Here is an 18,004-nt window from a genome sequence, read left to right on the forward strand (position 1 = left end):
AAAACCAACGAATATAAATTCAAAAGGGAGTGGCAGAGTGAGTACCCCTCGCCGATAAGGGGGGAGACTCAGGCTGTTTGCAGCCGCCGAAGGAAACCATGGGCTCCCTTCGGCGTAACCACCTTTTATGTATTATTCAAAGGCAGAAGCTTCGATAAGCTCTTCCGCACTTTTTAAAGTAGATTCGGTGATGTTGAGCCCGCCTAAAAGACGAGCGACCTCTTGAATCTTTTCCTCCCGGGAAAGAGGTACGACTGTGGTGTAGGTAGCACGTTCATCCGAATGCTTTACTATTTTATAATTATGGCTTCCGCAAGCCGTTATCTGCGGAAGGTGGGTAATGCAGATGATCTGATGATTTCGTGCGATTTCTTTCAGCTTCTTTCCGACGACGCTGGCAGCTATTCCGCTGATACCCGTGTCTATTTCATCAAAAATCATGGTAGGAATATCATCATAATCTCCAATGACCTTTTTAAAGGCCAGCATGATTCTGGACATTTCTCCGCCGGAAGCAATTTTGGATAAAGGCTTTAACGGTTCTCCCCGATTTGTACTGATCAGAAATTCTGCCAGATCTGTACCGTTTGCAGTATAACCGGCTGGATTTTCGGTCATGCCGATTTCAAATTCTGAGTTATTAAAGCTCAACTCGTGGAGCTGTTCTTTAATTTTAGTTTGAAGTTCTGCGGCAGAGGTCTTTCTGAGAGCCGAAAGCCGTTCAGAAGCTAATTTCAGCTGTTCTTCGCACACAGATAAATCGTGAGAGAGCCTTTCTTTTGCTTCATCTATGTTTTCGATCTGAGCCAGATCTTTTTCCAGCTGTGCCCGGTAGGATACTATTTTTTCAATGGATCCGCCATATTTCAGTTTCAGTTTATCGATTTGATTCATTCTTGAGATAGCCGAGTCCAGCTGCTCCGGTGAAAAGGTTATGTGCTCCCGAATATTTCGGATTTCCTGACTGATATCTTCCAGCTTGTAATAGGCATCATCAAAATCAGAGAGTAGGTCATTGACCGGCCTGGAATAAGAAGCGATCTCCTGCAGCTGATTTTGTACTCTGGATAAGGCTTGCAGAACAGAAGGCGAATCCCCATAAATGGCATCGTAAGCATTGGACAGATTTCCATATATTTTTTCGCTGTTTTGCAGAGAAAGGATGTCCTCTTCCAAGGCGGTATCTTCGCCGGGAGAAAGCCTTGCACTGTCGATTTCGTTTAATTCAAAGGTCATGAAATCCTGTTTGCGCTGATTGTCAGCCGCATTGGATACCAATCGATTTAATTCCAGCGTAAGCTTTTTATACTCCAGATAGAACTTTTCAGTCAAAGCCTTGACCGGCAGTATTTCCGCACTGTTGTATAAATCTAAAAAGGTAATGTGCAGCTCAGGATCCAGCAAGGACTGATGATCATATTGGCCGTGAATATCTGCCAATTTTTTACAAAGAGCATTTAAGAAGGATACCGATACAATTTGATTGTTGACCCTGCATATGCTCTTGCCCGCAGCGGAAATTTCACGCCGGATAATGACCTGATCATCCTCGGCGGCAATATCGTTTTCTGCCAACAGCTCTGCGGCTTGAGGGGAGCAGTCTTCCACAATCAGTTCGATTACCGCTTTATCTTTCCCGGAACGAACAAAAGCAGTATCCGCCCGGCTCCCTAAAGCAAGGCTTACTGCTTCTATAATAATAGATTTGCCCGCACCCGTTTCGCCAGTGATGATATTTAAGCCGGTATGGAAATCCACATCCATTTCGTCAATAATAGCGAAATCCTTTACATGTAAATGAGAAATCATAATGATGAACCTCCCAGCGTAAATTATTGTAGTAAATCATTAAACTTTTGTACCAGAGCAGGGACATTTTCCAAGTCATCTACGATGATCATCAGGGTATTATCACCTGCAACAGAACCGACAATGTGCGGGAAGTTCAGTGAGTCAATCGCTTCACCTGCCGCAGGACCGCAACCGGATAAGGTTTTTACTATAATAAGGTTATAAGATGGGGCTACACTCCGAATCGTCTCTTTGAAAATTTTTATAAACCGATCAGAAATAGGCGTTTCTATGGAATTTCCCAGAGCATATTTGTATTTTCCGGTGTTGGATAGGACTTTGATCAACTGCAGTTCCTTAATATCTCTTGAGATGGTGGCCTGAGTAACATCATAGCCGCTTTCCTTTAATAGTGAAGCGAGTTTTTCCTGTGTTTCCACTTCATAAGTGCTTATAATTTCAAGAATTTTGTTTTGCCTTGAATAACGCATACTATTACCTCCGCGCAGCTCTTTTTTTATAAAAATACATTACGTGTATACTATAACATAATTATACAGAAGTATTCAATACTAATTATTCTTTATCGATAGGAACCGAATCCCATTACAAATCAAGCTTAGCCGGAAACAGCAGAAATCGTATATAGAATAGATTACTGGCTGTTTGTGGGTTGTATATACATGGGTAGACAAACATGTGTTTGTGTGATAAAATGGAAAAGATAATACGATTTGGAATCAAACAAATATATGGTATACTATTATAGTTATGGAGAATGTATGAGAATATTAGGAATAGATCCGGGATATGCGATCTTAGGGTATGGCATCATTGAAATGAAGGGAAATCATTTTGACGTCTGCGGATATGGAGCCGTTACAACGGAGGCTTCCATGAGCATGACGGACAGGCTTAAATGTTTGTATAGTTCCCTGACAGAAATCATTGCAGAGTATGAACCGGAAGTGGCTTCCATTGAAGAACTGTTTTTTAACACCAACACGAAAACCGCTATTATGGTGGGACAGGCCAGAGGCGTAGCTATTCTTGCCTGTGCCAATTCAGGCATGGATATAGCCGAGTATACGCCGCTGCAGATCAAGCAGGCTCTTGTAGGATACGGAAGGGCGGAAAAAAAACAGGTACAAAGTATGGTAAAGACGATTTTAAATCTGAAAGAAATCCCAAAACCCGACGATACCGCAGATGCCTTGGCAGCAGCCATATGTCACGGGCATTCATCTAATGCCAATAAGCGCCTTTCAAAAATAGCAAAGCTGAAATAATAAGGATAACCCGGATAAATAGATGTAGAGTACAAAGGGTGAAGGAGGAAAAATGCTTCATTTTATAAAAGGAACATTAGCCGGAAATTTTCCCGGCGGTGTTGTGATAGAAACGGGCGGATTGGGCTATGAGGTTTCCGTTCCGGACAATTCGGCTGTGTATCTTTCAAAAGAAGGTCAGCAGGTCATGGTTTATACGGCTATGATAGTAAGAGAGGACGACATAAGCCTGTATGGGTTTGCTGATCGGGAAAGTTTGCAGCTGTTTCGGAAGCTTATGACGGTCAACGGCGTCGGGGCAAAAGCCGCTTTGGCTATTTTATCCGCCCTGCCAATCACGGAACTCCAAAAAGCTATTGTCTTTGAGGATGCCGCGGCTTTGACGAAAGCAAACGGAATCGGCAAAAAAATTGCTCAGAGGATTGTACTGGAGTTAAAGGATAAGCTGGATGCGACGGAAGCTATAGTCGGCGGCATACCGGCCTCCGATATTGCCGGTGCCAGCCTGAATGAAAAAGGAGAAGCCGTTCGTGCCTTGATCGCTCTCGGATACAGCAAGGGTGAGGCGGTAGAGGCTCTTGCGGGGATAGAGGAAAACGATTTGACAGTAGAGGAGTATATAAAGAAGGCATTAAAGAGATTATGCTGATATAAACAGGAGCATGTACAATGGATTTTATGGAATATGATGAGCGGATCACTTCTGCGAATCAAAATAAGGAGGAAGAAGGCGTAGAGCTTACGCTGCGGCCTAAAAAATTAGAGGACTACATCGGTCAGAAAACCGCTACGGAAAACTTAAAGGTGTTTATTGAAGCGGCGCAGATGCGAAATGAACCGCTGGATCATGTGCTTTTTTACGGTCCGCCGGGCTTAGGGAAAACTACGCTGGCCGGAATTATAGCCAATGAGCTTGGGGTGGATCTGCGAATCACATCGGGACCGGCTATAGAAAGAGCCGGGGACTTGGCAGCAATACTCACGAATCTAAATGAAAACGATGTGCTCTTCATCGACGAAATACACAGATTGAACCGATCGGTAGAAGAAGTGCTGTATTCTGCCATGGAGGATTATGCGCTGGATATTATCATAGGAAAAGGCCCGTCGGCCAGATCGATTCGTCTGGATTTGGCGAAATTTACTTTAATAGGAGCCACTACCAGAGCAGGAAGTCTGTCTGCCCCTCTCCGAGATCGGTTCGGTGTGGTCAGCAAATTTGAACTGTACACCATAGAGGAATTGAAAAAAATTATTCTGAGATCTGCGGGGCTTTTAAACATCGAAGTGGATGATGCGTCCCTGGAAGCTATGGCTAAGCGGTCAAGAGGAACCCCAAGGGTTGCCAACAGGATACTTAAACGGGTAAGAGACTTTAGTCAGGTGAAGGGCAGAGGAGTCATTGATCTGGATATAACCAATGAAACCCTGAAATCTCTTGGAGTAGATGAATACGGGCTGGAAGCACTGGACAGAGAAATCCTAAAGCTGATTATTGAGCGTTTCAAGGGCGGACCTGTGGGCATAGATACCATTGCCGCCTCCATCGGTGAAGATCGGGTCACGATTGAAGATGTCTACGAACCTTATCTGATTCAAGCGGGATTTTTGCACAGAACGCAAAAGGGAAGAATGGTTTCAGAACAGGCCTATAAGCACTTAGGAATCAAAATGCCAGAGTAAGAATATGAGGAATGGATATGGAGTTTACAGTAAAAAGATTTTTGTCAATAGCTATAGCATGTATAGTAATCATAACCGCATATGCGGCTTTTAGCGTCAGCTGTGCGGATGCTTCCACCATGCCGGAGTATATCAGGATTGGTTTAAAATATGGAAGTTCAAGTGCCGGTGAGTATGAAATGACCTTTGACGGCGGTGTGCGGCTTGGTATGGGAAGCAATGAAGGCTTTACCGAACTCACAGCCTTTCCGGATGTGAACAGGGTGTTGATCCGCCTTGAGTCAGGAAACATACAGCTCATAGGAACGAAGAACTCAGGAGAAACGGTTATCCTGAATGAGGGTCAGACCAATGCAAATTGTCTGATGCCGTATGACAACGATGGTCTTGTAGGCTTTGGAAGCAGTCAATACCGGGGAGGGATTTTATTCAATAGCACCTCAGGAAAATTGACTATTATTAATTTACTGCCGGTAGAAGAATATTTATATGGTGTCATCAATGCAGAATTAAGTAAATCTTATCCGGAAGAGGCGTTAAAAGCTCAAGCCGTGGCGGCGAGAAGCTATGCTGTCTGCAATCTTGGGAATCATAAGTCATATGGTTTTGATCTTTGTGCCACTACGCATTGCCAAGTCTACAAGGGATATACGGATGAATACCCGGAGACAGTTCATGCGGTAGATGCTACCAGAGGAGAAACCATTCAATATAATGGCGAGACTGTAAACGCCTTTTTCTATAAGAACAGCGGCGGTTATACGCAAGATTCCCAAGACGTGTGGGGAGGAAATGTGGGATACCTGAAAGCGGTCAAGGATGAGTATTCTCCTGCGTATTCGTGGAGTCAATCCTTTACCTTTGCGGAATTGTCCAGTAAATTGGCTTCCGCAGGCTACAATGTGGGCAACGTTACTACGGTTTCCATAACAAAGAGAAATCAGTCCGGAGCGGTAGAAACCCTTCAATTTACAGGAACCGGTGGAACCGCTGTGCTTCAAAAGGACAAAATAAGAAGCGTATTGGGCTCTTCCCTTATCAAATCGACGATGTTTTCTATGGGAGAGGCTGAAACCGTTCAGCCCAGCGAGGATAAGACGTCAACAGCTTATGGCTTTTCAAAAGGTATAAACCGTGCGGCAGAACTTCCGGAAACCATATATGCAGTCAATAAAAATGGGGCGGCCAGTCCCATTGCTGTAAAGGACGTATATGTTCATAACGGCAAAACAACGAAATTGCAGCAACAGGCTTCGGGAGGAAGTCAAATATCAAATACCTTAGAAAGCGTCAGTGGAGGAAATGTGACCTTTACGGGATTGGGATACGGCCATGGAGTAGGCATGCCTCAGGACAGTGCGGTGGAAATGGCTAAAAAAGGCTTTACATATGAGGATATATTGAAGTATTATTATACGGATATTTCGATACATTAGGAAAGGAAATGGGATTATAAAGGATTCATGCATATTAATGATTTTGATTACGACCTGCCTTCTGAGCTGATTGCACAGAAACCAGCAGATAAGAGAGATAATTCAAGGCTCATGGTGGTGCACAGAGATACCGGAGCCGTTGAGCATAAACATTTTTACAATATTTTAGAGTATTTAGAACCCGGGGATTGTTTGGTGTTAAACAATTCTAAGGTGCTGCCTGCCCGTCTTTTCGGAATCAAAGCAGAAACCGGAGCAAAAGTAGAATTTCTTCTCATAAAAAGGCTGGACGGTGATCTGTGGGAAACCATGGTAAGACCGGGTAAACGGCTTAAACCCGGGGATGTAGTAGACTTTTCCAGAGAGGGAGCTACTGCAAAATTTCAGGCTACGGTGGTGGATTATGGAGAAGAAGGAACCAGACATGTAAAATTTGAGTATGAAGGTATTTTCCTTGAACGCTTGGAGGAGCTTGGAAGTATGCCTCTTCCTCCTTATATTGAAAGGGAAAGTGAAGAGCAGGATAAGGATAGATACCAGACCGTATATTGCAAGGAAGAAGGCTCCGTAGCCGCTCCCACAGCAGGTCTTCACTTTACAGAGGAGCTGCTGGGGCAGGCACAGGAAAAAGGTATCCGGTTGGCCTATGTGACGCTTCATGTGGGCATTGGTACCTTTAGACCGGTCAAATGCGATATTATAGAAGAGCATAAAATGCACTTTGAAGAATATGAGGTAAGCGAGGAAAGTGCCAGAATTATCAATGAAACAAAGGAAAACGGCGGAAGAATTTTTTCCGTGGGAACCACTTCCTGCCGAACTGTTGAAAGTGCAGCTACACTGAATGAAGACGGACAAAGCTCAGCCTATCAGGTAAAGCCGGGACACGGAAACACCGGAATCTTTATATATCCGGGCTATGAATTCAAGATCATCGATTGTTTGATCACGAACTTCCATCTGCCTAAATCAACCCTGTTGATGCTTATTTCCGCACTTTATGACAGAGAGAAGATCCTGGAAGTGTATAAGACTGCCGTAGAAGAAAAATATAGATTCTTTTCATACGGTGATGCCATGCTGATTTTGTAGAGAACCATGCTAAAGCATTGGACAGAATATTAAAGGAGAATAAGGTACATGAAACATGCAGTTACTTATGAACTGTTAAAGAAAGACAGCCGCACGAAGGCGAGAAGAGGGAGGGTACATACTCCCCATGGTACGATTGAAACGCCTGTGTTCATGCCCGTTGGAACGGCGGCTACCGTAAAAGCTATGCGGCCTGAACAGGTTAAAGAAATGGGAGCACAGATCATCTTGTCAAATACGTACCATTTATATTTGAGACCGGGACATGAAATCGTCCGGGAAGCGGGCGGTCTGCATAAATTTATGAACTGGGACAGAGCTATTTTAACAGATAGCGGCGGATTTCAGGTATTCAGTCTGGGAGCACTGAGAAAAATCACAGAAGAAGGGGTTCAGTTCAGATCTCATATTGACGGCTCCAAACATATGCTTTCACCAGAAAAGTCCATGGAAATTCAGAACGCATTAGGTTCGGACATCATGATGGCATTTGACGAATGTGCGCCGTATCCGTCAGACAGAGACTATGTAAAAAATTCACTGGAAAGAACCACCAGATGGTTGAAGCGGTGCAAAGAATATCATAAAGATACTGAAAGACAGTCTTTATTTGGTATCATGCAGGGAGGCATGTATAAAGATTTAAGATACGAAAGTGCCATGCAGGTGGTAGATCTGGATTTGCCGGGGTATGCCATTGGCGGATTAAGTGTAGGAGAGCCCAAGGAATTAATGCTGGATATATTGGATGACTGCGTGGACTATCTGCCCGAAGAAAAAGCCAGATATTTAATGGGTGTAGGAAGCCCGGATTATTTGTTTGAAGGAGTGGAACGGGGAGTGGATATGTTCGACTGCGTCCTTCCCACCAGAATTGCCAGACATGGTATGGCAATGACTTCTTACGGAAGGGTCAATATAAAAAATGCGAAATACGAACGAGATTTTGAAGCTCTTGATCCGGAATGTGACTGCTATACTTGCAGAAATTATTCCAAAGCGTATTTGAGACATTTATATAAATGTGATGAAATGTTGTCGGCAATGCTTTTATCCAATCATAATCTGCATTTCCTTGTGAATATGATGGGAAACATCAGAAAGGCTATTGAAGAAGACCGATTCCTTGAATACAAAAATGAGTTTTACACGAAATATGGCAGGTTTTAAAGACCTGTCATATTGTGCCTAAAGAGGAGAAAAAGTATATGGAAATATGTAAACATGATCAATTTTGCGGGGGATGTATTCATCAGGGCATACCGTATGAAAAGCAGGTAGAGATGAAGGGAAGGGAAGTCCTTCGCCTGCTGGAGGATAAAGGCATAAAATATGAAAAGTTTTTGGGCATTGAAGGCAGTCCCAAACAGTATGCCTACCGGAATAAGATGGAGTATACCTTTGGAGATCAAGTCAAGGACGGTGATATGACGCTGGGCATGCATCAAAAGGGGAGGTTCATGTCCATTATCACCGTGGATGAATGCCAGTTGGTAGACCCGGATTTTAACCGGATTCTTCGGGCTGTTTTGGATTTTTGTAATCGGAATGGGTATCGATTCTATCATAAAAAGACACATGAAGGACTCATGAGAAACCTGATCATCCGAAAAGGGGAGCGAACCGGAGAAATTCTCGTAAATGTGGTCACATCTTCTCAGACCGAGTTTGACGAAGCTGCTTTTACAGAATATATCAGGCAGCTTCCGCTGCATAATAATCTGGTCGGCGTGCTTCGAACCATCAATGACGGTATCGCAGATGCAGTCAACTGCGATGAATTGAAAGTCCTTTGGGGACGGGATTATTATATGGAAAAAATTATGGGGCTGGAGTTTAAGGTCAGTGCATTTTCCTTTTTTCAGACAAATATTGAAGCAGTAGAGCGTTTATATACAGAGGCTTTAGAATTAATTGATGACCTGGAAGGAAAAACAGTTTATGATTTGTTCTGCGGAACCGGAACCATTACACAGGCACTGGCTTTAAAGGCCAAAAAGGCCATAGGCGTGGAGCTGGTGGAGGAAGCCGTAGAAGCTGCTAAAGTGAATGCAGCATTAAACGGTCTTGCAAATTGCAAATTCCTTGCAGGAGATGTCTTTAATGTGCTGGACAATATAGAAGAAAAGCCGGATGTCATCGTGGTGGATCCTCCCAGAATGGGAATTCAGAACAAGGCCTTAAGCAAAATAGTAGATTATGGCGTGAAGCAAATTGTTTATATCTCTTGTAATCCTAAAACATTGGCAGAAAATTTGCAGTTTATGCAGCTTTATGGGTATGAAGTGAAAACAGTGAAAGCGTATGATAATTTTCCGATGACGAAACATACGGAGTGTGTGGTTTTGATGACGAAATGTGGTTCTGATAAGAAATAACGTAAGCTGAACACAATATGTAGTGGTTTGAGGACGATTTTAGAGCAAAAAAACACCGTTTTTGACCCTTAAAAATAGGGTAAAATATAGATGACATAGGGTAATTTAAATGATGACAGGAGAAGAATGGAAAATTAGAGTTAATAAATTGGTGGATGAATTATATTATATATTGTAGAAAAGTAGAGTAGTGAAACATGAATTATTTATAAGCAATTAGACAAATAGGAATTTGGTTATCTTTCGCAAGTGAAATCAAGCAACCTATTTTCCAGTTCTTTATAATTATTACAAGGCAGTTGAAAGGAGGTGCAACGATGTATGAGTGGTACAAGAATGTTCAAAAAATTGTTGATGAGATAGACGGTTGCATTAAAAAGCAAAAGGATGAAGCATTGACCCTAAAGTATCTTGCACATAAGTTGGGCTATTCGGAATTCTACATTTCGAGAAAGTTTAAAGAAATTTCGGGTATGCAATTTAGAGATTATCTGCGTTATCGAAGACTGGCTTTTGCATTGAAACAAGTTCGGGACACCGAATATGGTATTTTAGACATTGCTTTGAATTATGGATTTTCTTCACATGAAGCTTTTACTCGTGCGTTCAAGGCAACATATGGTATTACTCCAAGTGAATACCGTCAAAATCCTATACCAGTCGTGCTTCGTACAATAATAAGGCCCTTTGACTGCTATTTTTTAGGAATTGGAGGAACTGGTATGTTAAAATCAGCAGAGGATGTAAAGACTTATTTTATTACAATTCCCACACATAAGTTTTTGCATATTAAGAACTATGAGAGTATTGGGTATTGGGACTTTTGGCAAAAGCAGAGTCTCGTTTCAGGACAGGATTGTGAAACAATTTGTGGGTTACTGGATAGTATCAAGGGAAAATTAGATGATGTAGGTGGAAGTGAAGCGAATAGCGGTAGCGGTCAAATTATGGCATTTATAAATGAACCTACTGGTAGAATCTGTAGTTGGGGAATTCCACTTGCGGAATGTTATGGTGTACGTCTATCGATTGATTATGATGGTGAAGCGCCATCACAAATGCATATGATTGATGTTCCAGAAACGGAATATATTGTTTTTGAACATGGACCGTTCGATTTTGAGACAGAAAATAGCAGTGTGGAGGAAAAAATCGAAAAGGCAATGAAAGAATTTGATTATACCGCTACTGGTTATTGTCTCGATACCACTCCTGGCAGAGTGTTTTATTTCTATCATGATTGCACACGGTTTTGGAAGTATATCAGACCTGTGCGGAAAGTGTAATATATTAACAAGTTCCAATTTGCAACCATGAATAATTACTTAAAATAAAAACTATAAATGCACTGAGATAAAGTAAACGCCCAATAGTGCGTACCTTTTAATAACTACCATTCTTTGAGATAATAAACCCAACATCGAAAAAGTCTAAATAGTTTAGTCTGAAAAGTTGACTTAACTTTTTAGACCACACGGTAAATGGAGGGGGATTTATGGAATCAAAGGAAAGTCAGGTCGCTACACAAGTACGTCTGAATCAATGGGCACTGGAAGTTAAAGATTGCCTCAATCGTCCTAAAAATATGACAGTTGCCGAATGGTGTGAGCAACACAACATGAAAAGGGCGAATTATTACTGGCGGCTCAAACGGGTTCGCCAGGCATTCTGGGAACAGGTGGAAACTCCTGCCGGAAACTTTGTTGAATTACCGACACCGGTTCCGTACGCTATACCATTAGCACCGGTTCAAGCAACTGCCAATGATAATTCTTCTACCTCAGCAGTTTTGCGTACATCCAGTGGTATTTCCATCGAAATCAGGCAGTGTGCCTCCGCAGAGTTTATGAAAAACCTGATCGGAGCACTTGATCATGCTTAACGATGCCACCGGATTTAAAAAAATATATCTGGCAGTCGGAACTACGGATTTAAGAAAAGGCATTGACGGACTGGCTGCCATTGTGAAATTTCAATTCAATCTGGATCCATACGATAAGAACACCTTATGTTTGTTTTGCGGCAAAAAGCCGGACAGAATAAAAGGACTCATCTGGGAGGGAGATGGATTCCTGCTTCTTTACAAAAGGATCAACATTGGCACCTTTAAGTGGCCTCGTTTGTTAAATGAAGCGGTAGAAATCGCCGGGGAACAATACAACCTGCTTATGCATGGCTTTGAGATCATTGCCAGGCGCCCCATCGTGGAACTTGAGAATCCACCGAAAGCCATGTAAGTGTTGTGCAAAAGGTAGAAAATATATCCGTTATCACCATGCAAAAAAAGGCCGTTTTCATTGTTATCCACCGTCATAATGACGAAGTACTATTTCATACCAGGTGGAAAAATCTTACGTTTTCTGCTAAAATATTCCGTAAAAGGAGTAAAGATCATGGCAATGAAATACACAGAAGAACAATTAAACAGCATCGATCCGTCGATTCTCGTGCAGCTTTTTCTTGCCATGCAGGAAGAATCTGAAAAGCAGAGCCGAAAGCTTGAAGAAATGGATAAAAAGCTCCAACGGATCATGGAACAGCTGGTTCTCTCCAAGCAGGAACGCTTTGGTCGGTCCTCAGAAAAGATGGGGGACTATGGACAACTCTACTTCATGGAGGTAGACGGAAAGATCGCCTTCTTTAATGAAGCAGAAGCGGTTTGCGACCTTGAAGGATCCGAGGAAGATGTCACGACTCCCTAAACCATTTTCGACCATATCTATCGGAGCTTCTCCTTCAGATATGTGGGTAGGGTCTCCCAAGGTAAGACACTAATCTTTCGTTCCACAACCTCTTGATTTACAATTTCGGTTATACGTTTACCCTTTGGGCTTTGGTTTGTTATGCAACCTTACTCACCTCATCGCCTTATCAAGTTTCTGTTTGGATAGGCTACAATAAATTGGACAGATATTTTAAGGTCATGTAAAATAGAAGGCAGAGAAGGAGTAATTACCATGACCGAAAGAAGAAAACCCCGTTCCTATGCGGATGAATTTAAACAGCAGTTAGTTCAACTGTATCATAATGGAAAAAGGAAATGTGATATCTGCCGAGAGTATGACATCGCCACTTCATTGCTGGATAAATGGCTCGAGCAGTCTGCCACCTCCGGTTCTTTCCATGAGAAAGATAACCGTTCCACAGAGCAGCAGGAATTAATTGAACTGCGTAAACGCAATAAACAATTGGAGATGGAGAATGACATTTTAAAACAAGCAGCGCTGATTTTGGGGCGAAAGTAAATGTAATAAAGGCAAATGCCCACAAATACTCTGTATCAGCAATGTGTAAAGTCCTAAACATTTCAAGAAGTTCTTATTATTATGAAGCAAAACAAAAACCAAAGGAGAACCATCTGGCTGCTGAAATCCGGGAGATATTCCGTCAGAGCCGGAATAATTATGGTACCCGGAAAATCAAAGTGGAGCTTCACAAAAAAGGATTCACCGTATCCCGCAGGCGCATTGGACGAATCATGAAACAGGAAGGCCTTGTATCCGCTTATACAGTGGCACAATATAAGCCCCATATTGATAAATACAATGAATCAAAGGTTGAGAATATAGTGAACCGGGAATTTTCTGACCAGTCCCAATATAACGTTGTAGTCAGCGATTTGACCTATGTACGGGTAGGTAACAGCTGGAATTACATTTGTGTGCTTGTTGACCTGTTCAACAGAGAAATCATCGGTTACAGTGCAGGCAGGAACAAAGATGCGGCATTGGTAAGCAAAGCCTTTTCCAGAGTCAATGTTAATCTGAATAAAATACAGATTTTCCACACAGATCGTGGAAATGAATTCAAAAACAGAACTCTGGATGAAACGCTTGAGGCATTCCACATTCGCCGTTCCCTGAGCATGAAAGGCTGTCCCTACGACAATGCGGTGGCAGAGGCCACGTTTAAAATCATCAAGACCGAGTTTGTGAAAGGACAGCAATATGAAACACTGGAGCAATTACAATACGAATTATCGGATTATGTAAACTGGTTTAACAACCACAGAATCCACTCATCACTGGGTTATATGACCCCGAGAGAATATCGGCTTACTAACCTTAAAAAAGTTGTCTAAAAAAGTGTTGACAATCCAAAATGCCCCTTACAAAATGTAAAGAGCAATTTCATATTTGTATTTAGTTTTCTATATTACTTGAAAATAAGTAAGAGCATCTTTAATAGCATCCACTTGAATAGAAGTGGGGTGTTTTCTCGGCTGTTTCAATTCCTCTACTGCATTAGGGGCATCGTACATGGGTAAACCCAAATCTCGCTTGACCTCAGCAATGTATGCTGTGTGTACTTTAAAGCTGTATTTTTCAAGGATATATTCCTTTATCAGCTTGTAAGTAATTCTCTGTTTTGGCTTGTATGCCTCTGCTTTTTCAACTATACTATTAAGTGGTATCATACCAACGCTGTTTCCAAAGTCCACAGATACGTTGATATAGCTGTCTGGAGCTTTGTGGGTCTTTGGTAATACCGTTGAGACAGTAGTTCTGATGTCTAAGACGAAATGATAAGGTGTGAAAAAGGCTTGATTTCAGGTCTTTTTTGCTATCAGGAATAGGAAAACATTCAATCCGAGGTCTAAACCTAACGCTCTGCGGAAACAATGCGATATGCAGAGAACAGAAAAAGTGTGTATAGTTTAGACGCCGATTTAGATGTTGGGCATTGAAGCAGTGATTTAGATGTCAGAGAGAGTTTAGGCAGTGGATTGGATGTTCAATGGGAAGGAGAAAACACATGGAGAGTTCAGCTTAGCTATGGCCATCAGATAATATGGATTTTTGGAAAATAGGAAATGACCAAAACAAGGTATCTATAAAATGGAGTCGAAACTATTTTGAAGATTATAAGCAATTAGCATATAATTTTTACGATTGTGGTTTTAGTATATTTGATGAAGTTATATGCAGTGGTTATGATAACATTAAATCAGATATGTGGTTTTTAACTGAAATTTTTTTAGTTCGTCAGAGTATAGAGCTGGGGTTGAAGTCTCTTTTGTGTAGAGTCTATAATAAGAACAATGATATTCAGAAGGCATTTATTGAATGCTGCCATGATTTATCAATGTTATTTCAAAGATATAATGATGTTGGAAATGAAAATTATTTAACTAATGAAGAAAAAGAATGGATGACAAAGTACTTAGACTCACTGGAAGAGGTTGATAGCAAATCAGATATGTTTAGATTTCCTTTTGAAGATGAATTCCTTTCAAAATATCGAGATAAATTTCTGGATAACGTAGATGTTGCTAATAATTTATTACAGGCATTTGCTTTGGTCAAAAAATGTATTCAGGAAGGGATAGCTCTTGATGAAAACAAGTTTGATAATACTCTTCAACCAGAATTCTTTATCTTTGCGTCGCATGGAATTGGTAATTGCTATTTATGGCAGAGGTTATCGGATGAAGGATTTCATGTGAAAGTTACCGGTTACAGTGAAGTCATTGATTTTATTTATAAGAATTCAAATATTTCAAAAGAGACAAAGCTTTATCCGCTTATGTTCATGTTTAGAAATACGATAGAGCTGTGCCTAAAAAGATTATCTTACAGTTCTGTTGATGATGGTGTACCTTTGGAAATATTTCGCGCAAAAAGGAGGAGTCATTTTATAAAAAAAGATTTGTGGAAAAATATAAAACCGGTCATCATGAAATATGCAAATGATTCTGGTAATGATACAGAGGTTATAGCTATCGTTGAAAGATTAATTGGAGAAATAAGCGGTTTGGATAAAAATGGAGATAATTTTCGGTATCCGACATCATATAGTTTAGAATATCGCTTTGACAAAAAGAATATTGATATAAAAAATGTCTATGAATATCTTAAGGCAATGATATAATTCCTAAATATAAAGTCTATGCCAAGTGGTTGCACCTTGGCTTACAAAAAGATTGGTTGATTCCAGTCTTTTTGTTTTCGTAAGTTTAAATCTCATATATTCTAAAAGAGTTGGCGGCAGAACGGAGGATATATGACTAAATTTTTTACCTATGAAGAAAGACTTGATCTACAAAAATTTCTGAAAGAGTGTCTTTCCTTTAAAGAAATTAGCCGCAGATTAGATAAGAACCCAACGACAATCTCAAGGGAAGTCCGAAAGTATAGCTCTCAAATTGCCACAGGATATCCGGGCTTTCCCTTTAATGCTTGTAAGAACCGTTTTAACTGTCGAATGAAAAAGGTTTGCGGTAGGGAATGTTCCAGAAAATCTGATATCTATTGCAAACTTTGTTCCTCATGTAATAGTAACTGCCCAGAGTTTGTGGAGGAAGTCTGTACCGCCAGATTCAGGGTTCCCTATACTTGTAATGGATGTGAGACAATTGGTAAATGTACACTTTTAAAAAATATTTATGATGCGGAACACGCCCATATAAAATCACATGAGCTTATTTCACAGTCACGAAGTGGCTTGTGTGTATCTGAGGATGAAATAAGTAGACTCAATAAGATTATTTCTCCTCTGGTTCAAAAAGGTCAATCTGTCAATCAAATCTATATCAATCATCAGGACGAGCTGATGTGTAGCGAAAAAACCATTTACAATTACATTGATGCATGTTTGTTTGATGTCAGAAACATTGATCTCCCAAGGAAAGTAAAGTTTCGACAGCGATATAAAAAGCCTGATTTTAAAGTGGATAAAGGCTGCCGAATTGGACGTAATTATGAAGCATTTAGAGCTTTTATGGATAAAAATCTGGATACTGCCGTTGTTCAGATGGATTCTGTTATTGGTTCTAAAGGAGGCAAATGTCTTCTGACTATTCACTTTGTAGAATGTAGTCTTATGCTCGCTTTCTTGAGGGATGCTAATACCTCTAAGTCTGTTATCAATGTCTTCAATCAACTTGATAAGGTCCTGGAGGAAACGGTATTTAACAGACTATTTCCTGTTATTCTTACGGATAATGGAAGTGAATTTTCCAACCCGAAGGCGATTGAATATCGACAAACGATACCATATCAGCGAACTAGCGTGTTCTACTGCGATGCAGGCAGTCCTTATCAAAAAGGAGCAATCGAAGTAAACCATGAATTAATACGAAGAGTTTTACCCAAAGGTACAAGCTTCAACAACCTATCGCAGGAAGATATCAATTTAATGATGAATCATATCAATTCTTACAAAAGAAAAAAGCTAAATAATCGTAGTCCCTACGAAACATTCAGCTTTTATCATGGAGAAGAAGTTTTACATAAACTTGGATGTGCACCGGTTGCAGCCAGTGACATCATGTTAAAACCTAAGCTTCTCAAAAAATAATAAATATGCATGCGCTAACCATTAAACTGTTTAAAGATTAAGGGGTAGATTCTCCGATTACAAAGAAATCGAGAGGAAGTCGACCTCCCTTTGACATGCCCGTTTTTATTATCATACTGTAATAAAATCTAAAAATCAAACTGCATTTTGGTTACAAAAGTTGCTTTTCGTTTACAATACATGCATTTCGATTACAAAAGTAGCATCTCGTTTACAAATATTCAGTTGTCAGTTACAAAGATGGCATCTCGTTCTACATTTAAGTTTTGGATTGCAGACCATGTCCTTTTCTCGTGTGAAAAATTCTCAAAGAAAATATAATGTCCTTTTTGCAAACCGGAAATTTGACAAATGGACAGAGAAGCCGTATAATATTTTTAAGTGTATTTGTGCTCAACTGCTCAGTGCCATTTGTTCTGTTTTTATTATAGAAAATGACCCTTATCGATTTGGGGATGGTTTGGAGCACCGTGGTACATCGTGGTACAAATTAACGAGAAGGAGAAATGTGCGTGGAATTCAAAGTATTTTTCAATGCTAAAAAACCGAATATCAGATGGTGCGGATGTCCCATATTTCTTCAGAGATTTAATTGCGATGATTACGGATGTTGCGGAAGATGAATGGGCTACACCAAAAGACCCGTCAACAAAACTATCAAAGGAAAGCACAATTCGGTCATACGCTAAGCGGAATTTATCCCAGAAATTTGCGCAAAGCATTGTTTATCGACTTACACCTGAAGTCTTTGTCAGCACGCTTGAAGAACGTCCAGATACGGTGCTGCGTCTTTTGGCTGAGGATTATAAGTGCTATGATGCATCTGCTGATAAAAGCAATATTGCGAAAAAACTCGCTGATTGTTTTGTAGAAATAATTCGTACTGCGGTTGGACTTGTTGAACAAGGCGTGCTTGAACAACAAAAACGGCAGCAGTTGGCGTTGGAGTGGAAAAACAATTATGGAGCTTATTTATTGAGCGAAGCAGAATATACTTGTGCGTTTCCTGGATGTGGTTGAGAGTTAAGTATTTCAG

18 protein-coding genes are annotated in these 18,004 nt (G+C 40.8%); 15 read left to right on the top strand and 3 right to left on the bottom strand.

What is annotated here, in order from left to right:
* Positions 1–132: 132 nt before the first annotated feature.
* Together recN and EQM06_RS05530 are read right to left on the bottom strand one after the other, a co-directional pair.
* The gene (gene recN / locus EQM06_RS05525; protein ID WP_128745380.1) at positions 133–1,809 is read right to left on the bottom strand and encodes a DNA repair protein RecN; all 1,677 of its coding nucleotides are present in this window, start codon (positions 1,807–1,809) and stop codon (positions 133–135) included.
* A 23-nt stretch (positions 1,810–1,832) separates the two neighbouring features.
* Positions 1,833–2,282: an arginine repressor gene (locus EQM06_RS05530; protein WP_128745381.1), complete on the bottom strand. Its 450-nt coding sequence runs from the start codon at positions 2,280–2,282 to the stop codon at positions 1,833–1,835.
* A gap of 291 nt (positions 2,283–2,573) precedes the next feature.
* Between EQM06_RS05530 and ruvC the strand changes: the two genes are divergently transcribed.
* From ruvC to EQM06_RS05590, 12 genes are all read left to right on the top strand, one after another.
* Complete coding sequence (gene ruvC, locus EQM06_RS05535; RefSeq protein ID WP_128745382.1) at positions 2,574–3,080, top strand: crossover junction endodeoxyribonuclease RuvC; 507 nt, start codon at positions 2,574–2,576, stop codon at positions 3,078–3,080.
* Positions 3,081–3,132: 52 nt separating this feature from the next.
* Complete coding sequence (gene ruvA, locus EQM06_RS05540) at positions 3,133–3,729, top strand: Holliday junction branch migration protein RuvA (RefSeq protein ID WP_128745383.1); 597 nt, start codon at positions 3,133–3,135, stop codon at positions 3,727–3,729.
* A gap of 20 nt (positions 3,730–3,749) precedes the next feature.
* A complete protein-coding gene (gene ruvB / locus EQM06_RS05545) occupies positions 3,750–4,763 on the top strand; it encodes a Holliday junction branch migration DNA helicase RuvB (RefSeq protein WP_128745384.1) in 1,014 nt (337 codons plus the stop codon).
* A 17-nt stretch (positions 4,764–4,780) separates the two neighbouring features.
* Positions 4,781–6,199, top strand: a complete 1,419-nt coding sequence (locus EQM06_RS05550) for a SpoIID/LytB domain-containing protein (protein ID WP_164914362.1) — start codon at positions 4,781–4,783, stop codon at positions 6,197–6,199.
* Between the two features lie 27 nt (positions 6,200–6,226).
* The gene (gene queA / locus EQM06_RS05555; protein WP_128745386.1) at positions 6,227–7,291 is read left to right on the top strand and encodes a tRNA preQ1(34) S-adenosylmethionine ribosyltransferase-isomerase QueA; all 1,065 of its coding nucleotides are present in this window, start codon (positions 6,227–6,229) and stop codon (positions 7,289–7,291) included.
* 48 nt (positions 7,292–7,339) lie between these two features.
* On the top strand, positions 7,340–8,461 hold the full coding sequence (tgt, locus tag EQM06_RS05560; protein ID WP_128745387.1) for a tRNA guanosine(34) transglycosylase Tgt: 1,122 nt from the start codon (positions 7,340–7,342) through the stop codon (positions 8,459–8,461).
* A 38-nt stretch (positions 8,462–8,499) separates the two neighbouring features.
* On the top strand, positions 8,500–9,669 hold the full coding sequence (gene rlmD, locus EQM06_RS05565; RefSeq protein ID WP_128745388.1) for a 23S rRNA (uracil(1939)-C(5))-methyltransferase RlmD: 1,170 nt from the start codon (positions 8,500–8,502) through the stop codon (positions 9,667–9,669).
* Between the two features lie 317 nt (positions 9,670–9,986).
* Positions 9,987–10,955: a helix-turn-helix transcriptional regulator gene (locus EQM06_RS05570; protein WP_128745389.1), complete on the top strand. Its 969-nt coding sequence runs from the start codon at positions 9,987–9,989 to the stop codon at positions 10,953–10,955.
* A gap of 209 nt (positions 10,956–11,164) precedes the next feature.
* Complete coding sequence (locus EQM06_RS05575) at positions 11,165–11,551, top strand: hypothetical protein (protein WP_128745390.1); 387 nt, start codon at positions 11,165–11,167, stop codon at positions 11,549–11,551.
* Entirely contained in the window at positions 11,544–11,906 is a 363-nt protein-coding gene (tnpB, locus tag EQM06_RS05580) for an IS66 family insertion sequence element accessory protein TnpB (protein WP_128745391.1), read from the top strand. The genes EQM06_RS05575 and tnpB overlap by 8 nt, the downstream gene beginning before the upstream one ends.
* 156 nt (positions 11,907–12,062) lie before the next feature.
* Positions 12,063–12,371 (top strand): IS66 family transposase, encoded by a 309-nt coding sequence (locus EQM06_RS05585; protein ID WP_128745392.1) that lies wholly within the window; start codon positions 12,063–12,065, stop codon positions 12,369–12,371.
* A 255-nt stretch (positions 12,372–12,626) separates the two neighbouring features.
* Positions 12,627–13,750 (top strand): IS3 family transposase gene (locus EQM06_RS05590; protein ID WP_128745393.1). Its coding sequence is split into 2 segments (ribosomal slippage): positions 12,627–12,885 and positions 12,885–13,750, totalling 1,125 coding nucleotides; the frame shifts between segments, so codons are not numbered across the junction.
* Between the two features lie 69 nt (positions 13,751–13,819).
* Here the strand turns inward: EQM06_RS05590 and EQM06_RS05595 are convergent.
* Complete coding sequence (locus tag EQM06_RS05595; protein WP_330548371.1) at positions 13,820–14,086, bottom strand: hypothetical protein; 267 nt, start codon at positions 14,084–14,086, stop codon at positions 13,820–13,822.
* A gap of 374 nt (positions 14,087–14,460) precedes the next feature.
* Here EQM06_RS05595 and EQM06_RS05600 point away from each other — a divergent pair, with 374 nt between their 5' ends.
* The 3 genes from EQM06_RS05600 (at position 14,461) to EQM06_RS13105 (ending at position 17,988) form a co-directional block, all read left to right on the top strand.
* A complete protein-coding gene (locus EQM06_RS05600; RefSeq protein WP_128745395.1) occupies positions 14,461–15,540 on the top strand; it encodes a hypothetical protein in 1,080 nt (359 codons plus the stop codon).
* A gap of 132 nt (positions 15,541–15,672) precedes the next feature.
* A complete protein-coding gene (locus EQM06_RS05605; protein ID WP_128745396.1) occupies positions 15,673–16,968 on the top strand; it encodes an IS30 family transposase in 1,296 nt (431 codons plus the stop codon).
* A 480-nt stretch (positions 16,969–17,448) separates the two neighbouring features.
* Positions 17,449–17,988 (top strand): hypothetical protein, encoded by a 540-nt coding sequence (locus EQM06_RS13105; protein ID WP_230975030.1) that lies wholly within the window; start codon positions 17,449–17,451, stop codon positions 17,986–17,988.
* Positions 17,989–18,004: the final 16 nt, after the last annotated feature.

The sequence above is a fragment of the Aminipila luticellarii genome (assembly GCF_004103735.1).
GTDB classification, from domain to species: domain Bacteria; phylum Bacillota; class Clostridia; order Peptostreptococcales; family Anaerovoracaceae; genus Aminipila; species Aminipila luticellarii.

What these genes read in the sequence shown, in the direction of transcription:
- recN (WP_128745380.1), bottom strand. Translation starts at nt 1,809, where the DNA reads ATGATTTCTCATTTACATGTAAAGGATTTCGCTATTATTGACGAAATG.
- EQM06_RS05530 (WP_128745381.1), bottom strand. Translation starts at nt 2,282, where the DNA reads ATGCGTTATTCAAGGCAAAACAAAATTCTTGAAATTATAAGCACTTAT.
- ruvC (WP_128745382.1), top strand. Translation starts at nt 2,574, where the DNA reads ATGAGAATATTAGGAATAGATCCGGGATATGCGATCTTAGGGTATGGC.
- ruvA (WP_128745383.1), top strand. Translation starts at nt 3,133, where the DNA reads ATGCTTCATTTTATAAAAGGAACATTAGCCGGAAATTTTCCCGGCGGT.
- ruvB (WP_128745384.1), top strand. Translation starts at nt 3,750, where the DNA reads ATGGATTTTATGGAATATGATGAGCGGATCACTTCTGCGAATCAAAAT.
- EQM06_RS05550 (WP_164914362.1), top strand. Translation starts at nt 4,781, where the DNA reads ATGGAGTTTACAGTAAAAAGATTTTTGTCAATAGCTATAGCATGTATA.
- queA (WP_128745386.1), top strand. Translation starts at nt 6,227, where the DNA reads ATGCATATTAATGATTTTGATTACGACCTGCCTTCTGAGCTGATTGCA.
- tgt (WP_128745387.1), top strand. Translation starts at nt 7,340, where the DNA reads ATGAAACATGCAGTTACTTATGAACTGTTAAAGAAAGACAGCCGCACG.
- rlmD (WP_128745388.1), top strand. Translation starts at nt 8,500, where the DNA reads ATGGAAATATGTAAACATGATCAATTTTGCGGGGGATGTATTCATCAG.
- EQM06_RS05570 (WP_128745389.1), top strand. Translation starts at nt 9,987, where the DNA reads ATGTATGAGTGGTACAAGAATGTTCAAAAAATTGTTGATGAGATAGAC.
- EQM06_RS05575 (WP_128745390.1), top strand. Translation starts at nt 11,165, where the DNA reads ATGGAATCAAAGGAAAGTCAGGTCGCTACACAAGTACGTCTGAATCAA.
- tnpB (WP_128745391.1), top strand. Translation starts at nt 11,544, where the DNA reads ATGCTTAACGATGCCACCGGATTTAAAAAAATATATCTGGCAGTCGGA.
- EQM06_RS05585 (WP_128745392.1), top strand. Translation starts at nt 12,063, where the DNA reads ATGGCAATGAAATACACAGAAGAACAATTAAACAGCATCGATCCGTCG.
- EQM06_RS05595 (WP_330548371.1), bottom strand. Translation starts at nt 14,086, where the DNA reads ATGATACCACTTAATAGTATAGTTGAAAAAGCAGAGGCATACAAGCCA.
- EQM06_RS05600 (WP_128745395.1), top strand. Translation starts at nt 14,461, where the DNA reads ATGGATTTTTGGAAAATAGGAAATGACCAAAACAAGGTATCTATAAAA.
- EQM06_RS05605 (WP_128745396.1), top strand. Translation starts at nt 15,673, where the DNA reads ATGACTAAATTTTTTACCTATGAAGAAAGACTTGATCTACAAAAATTT.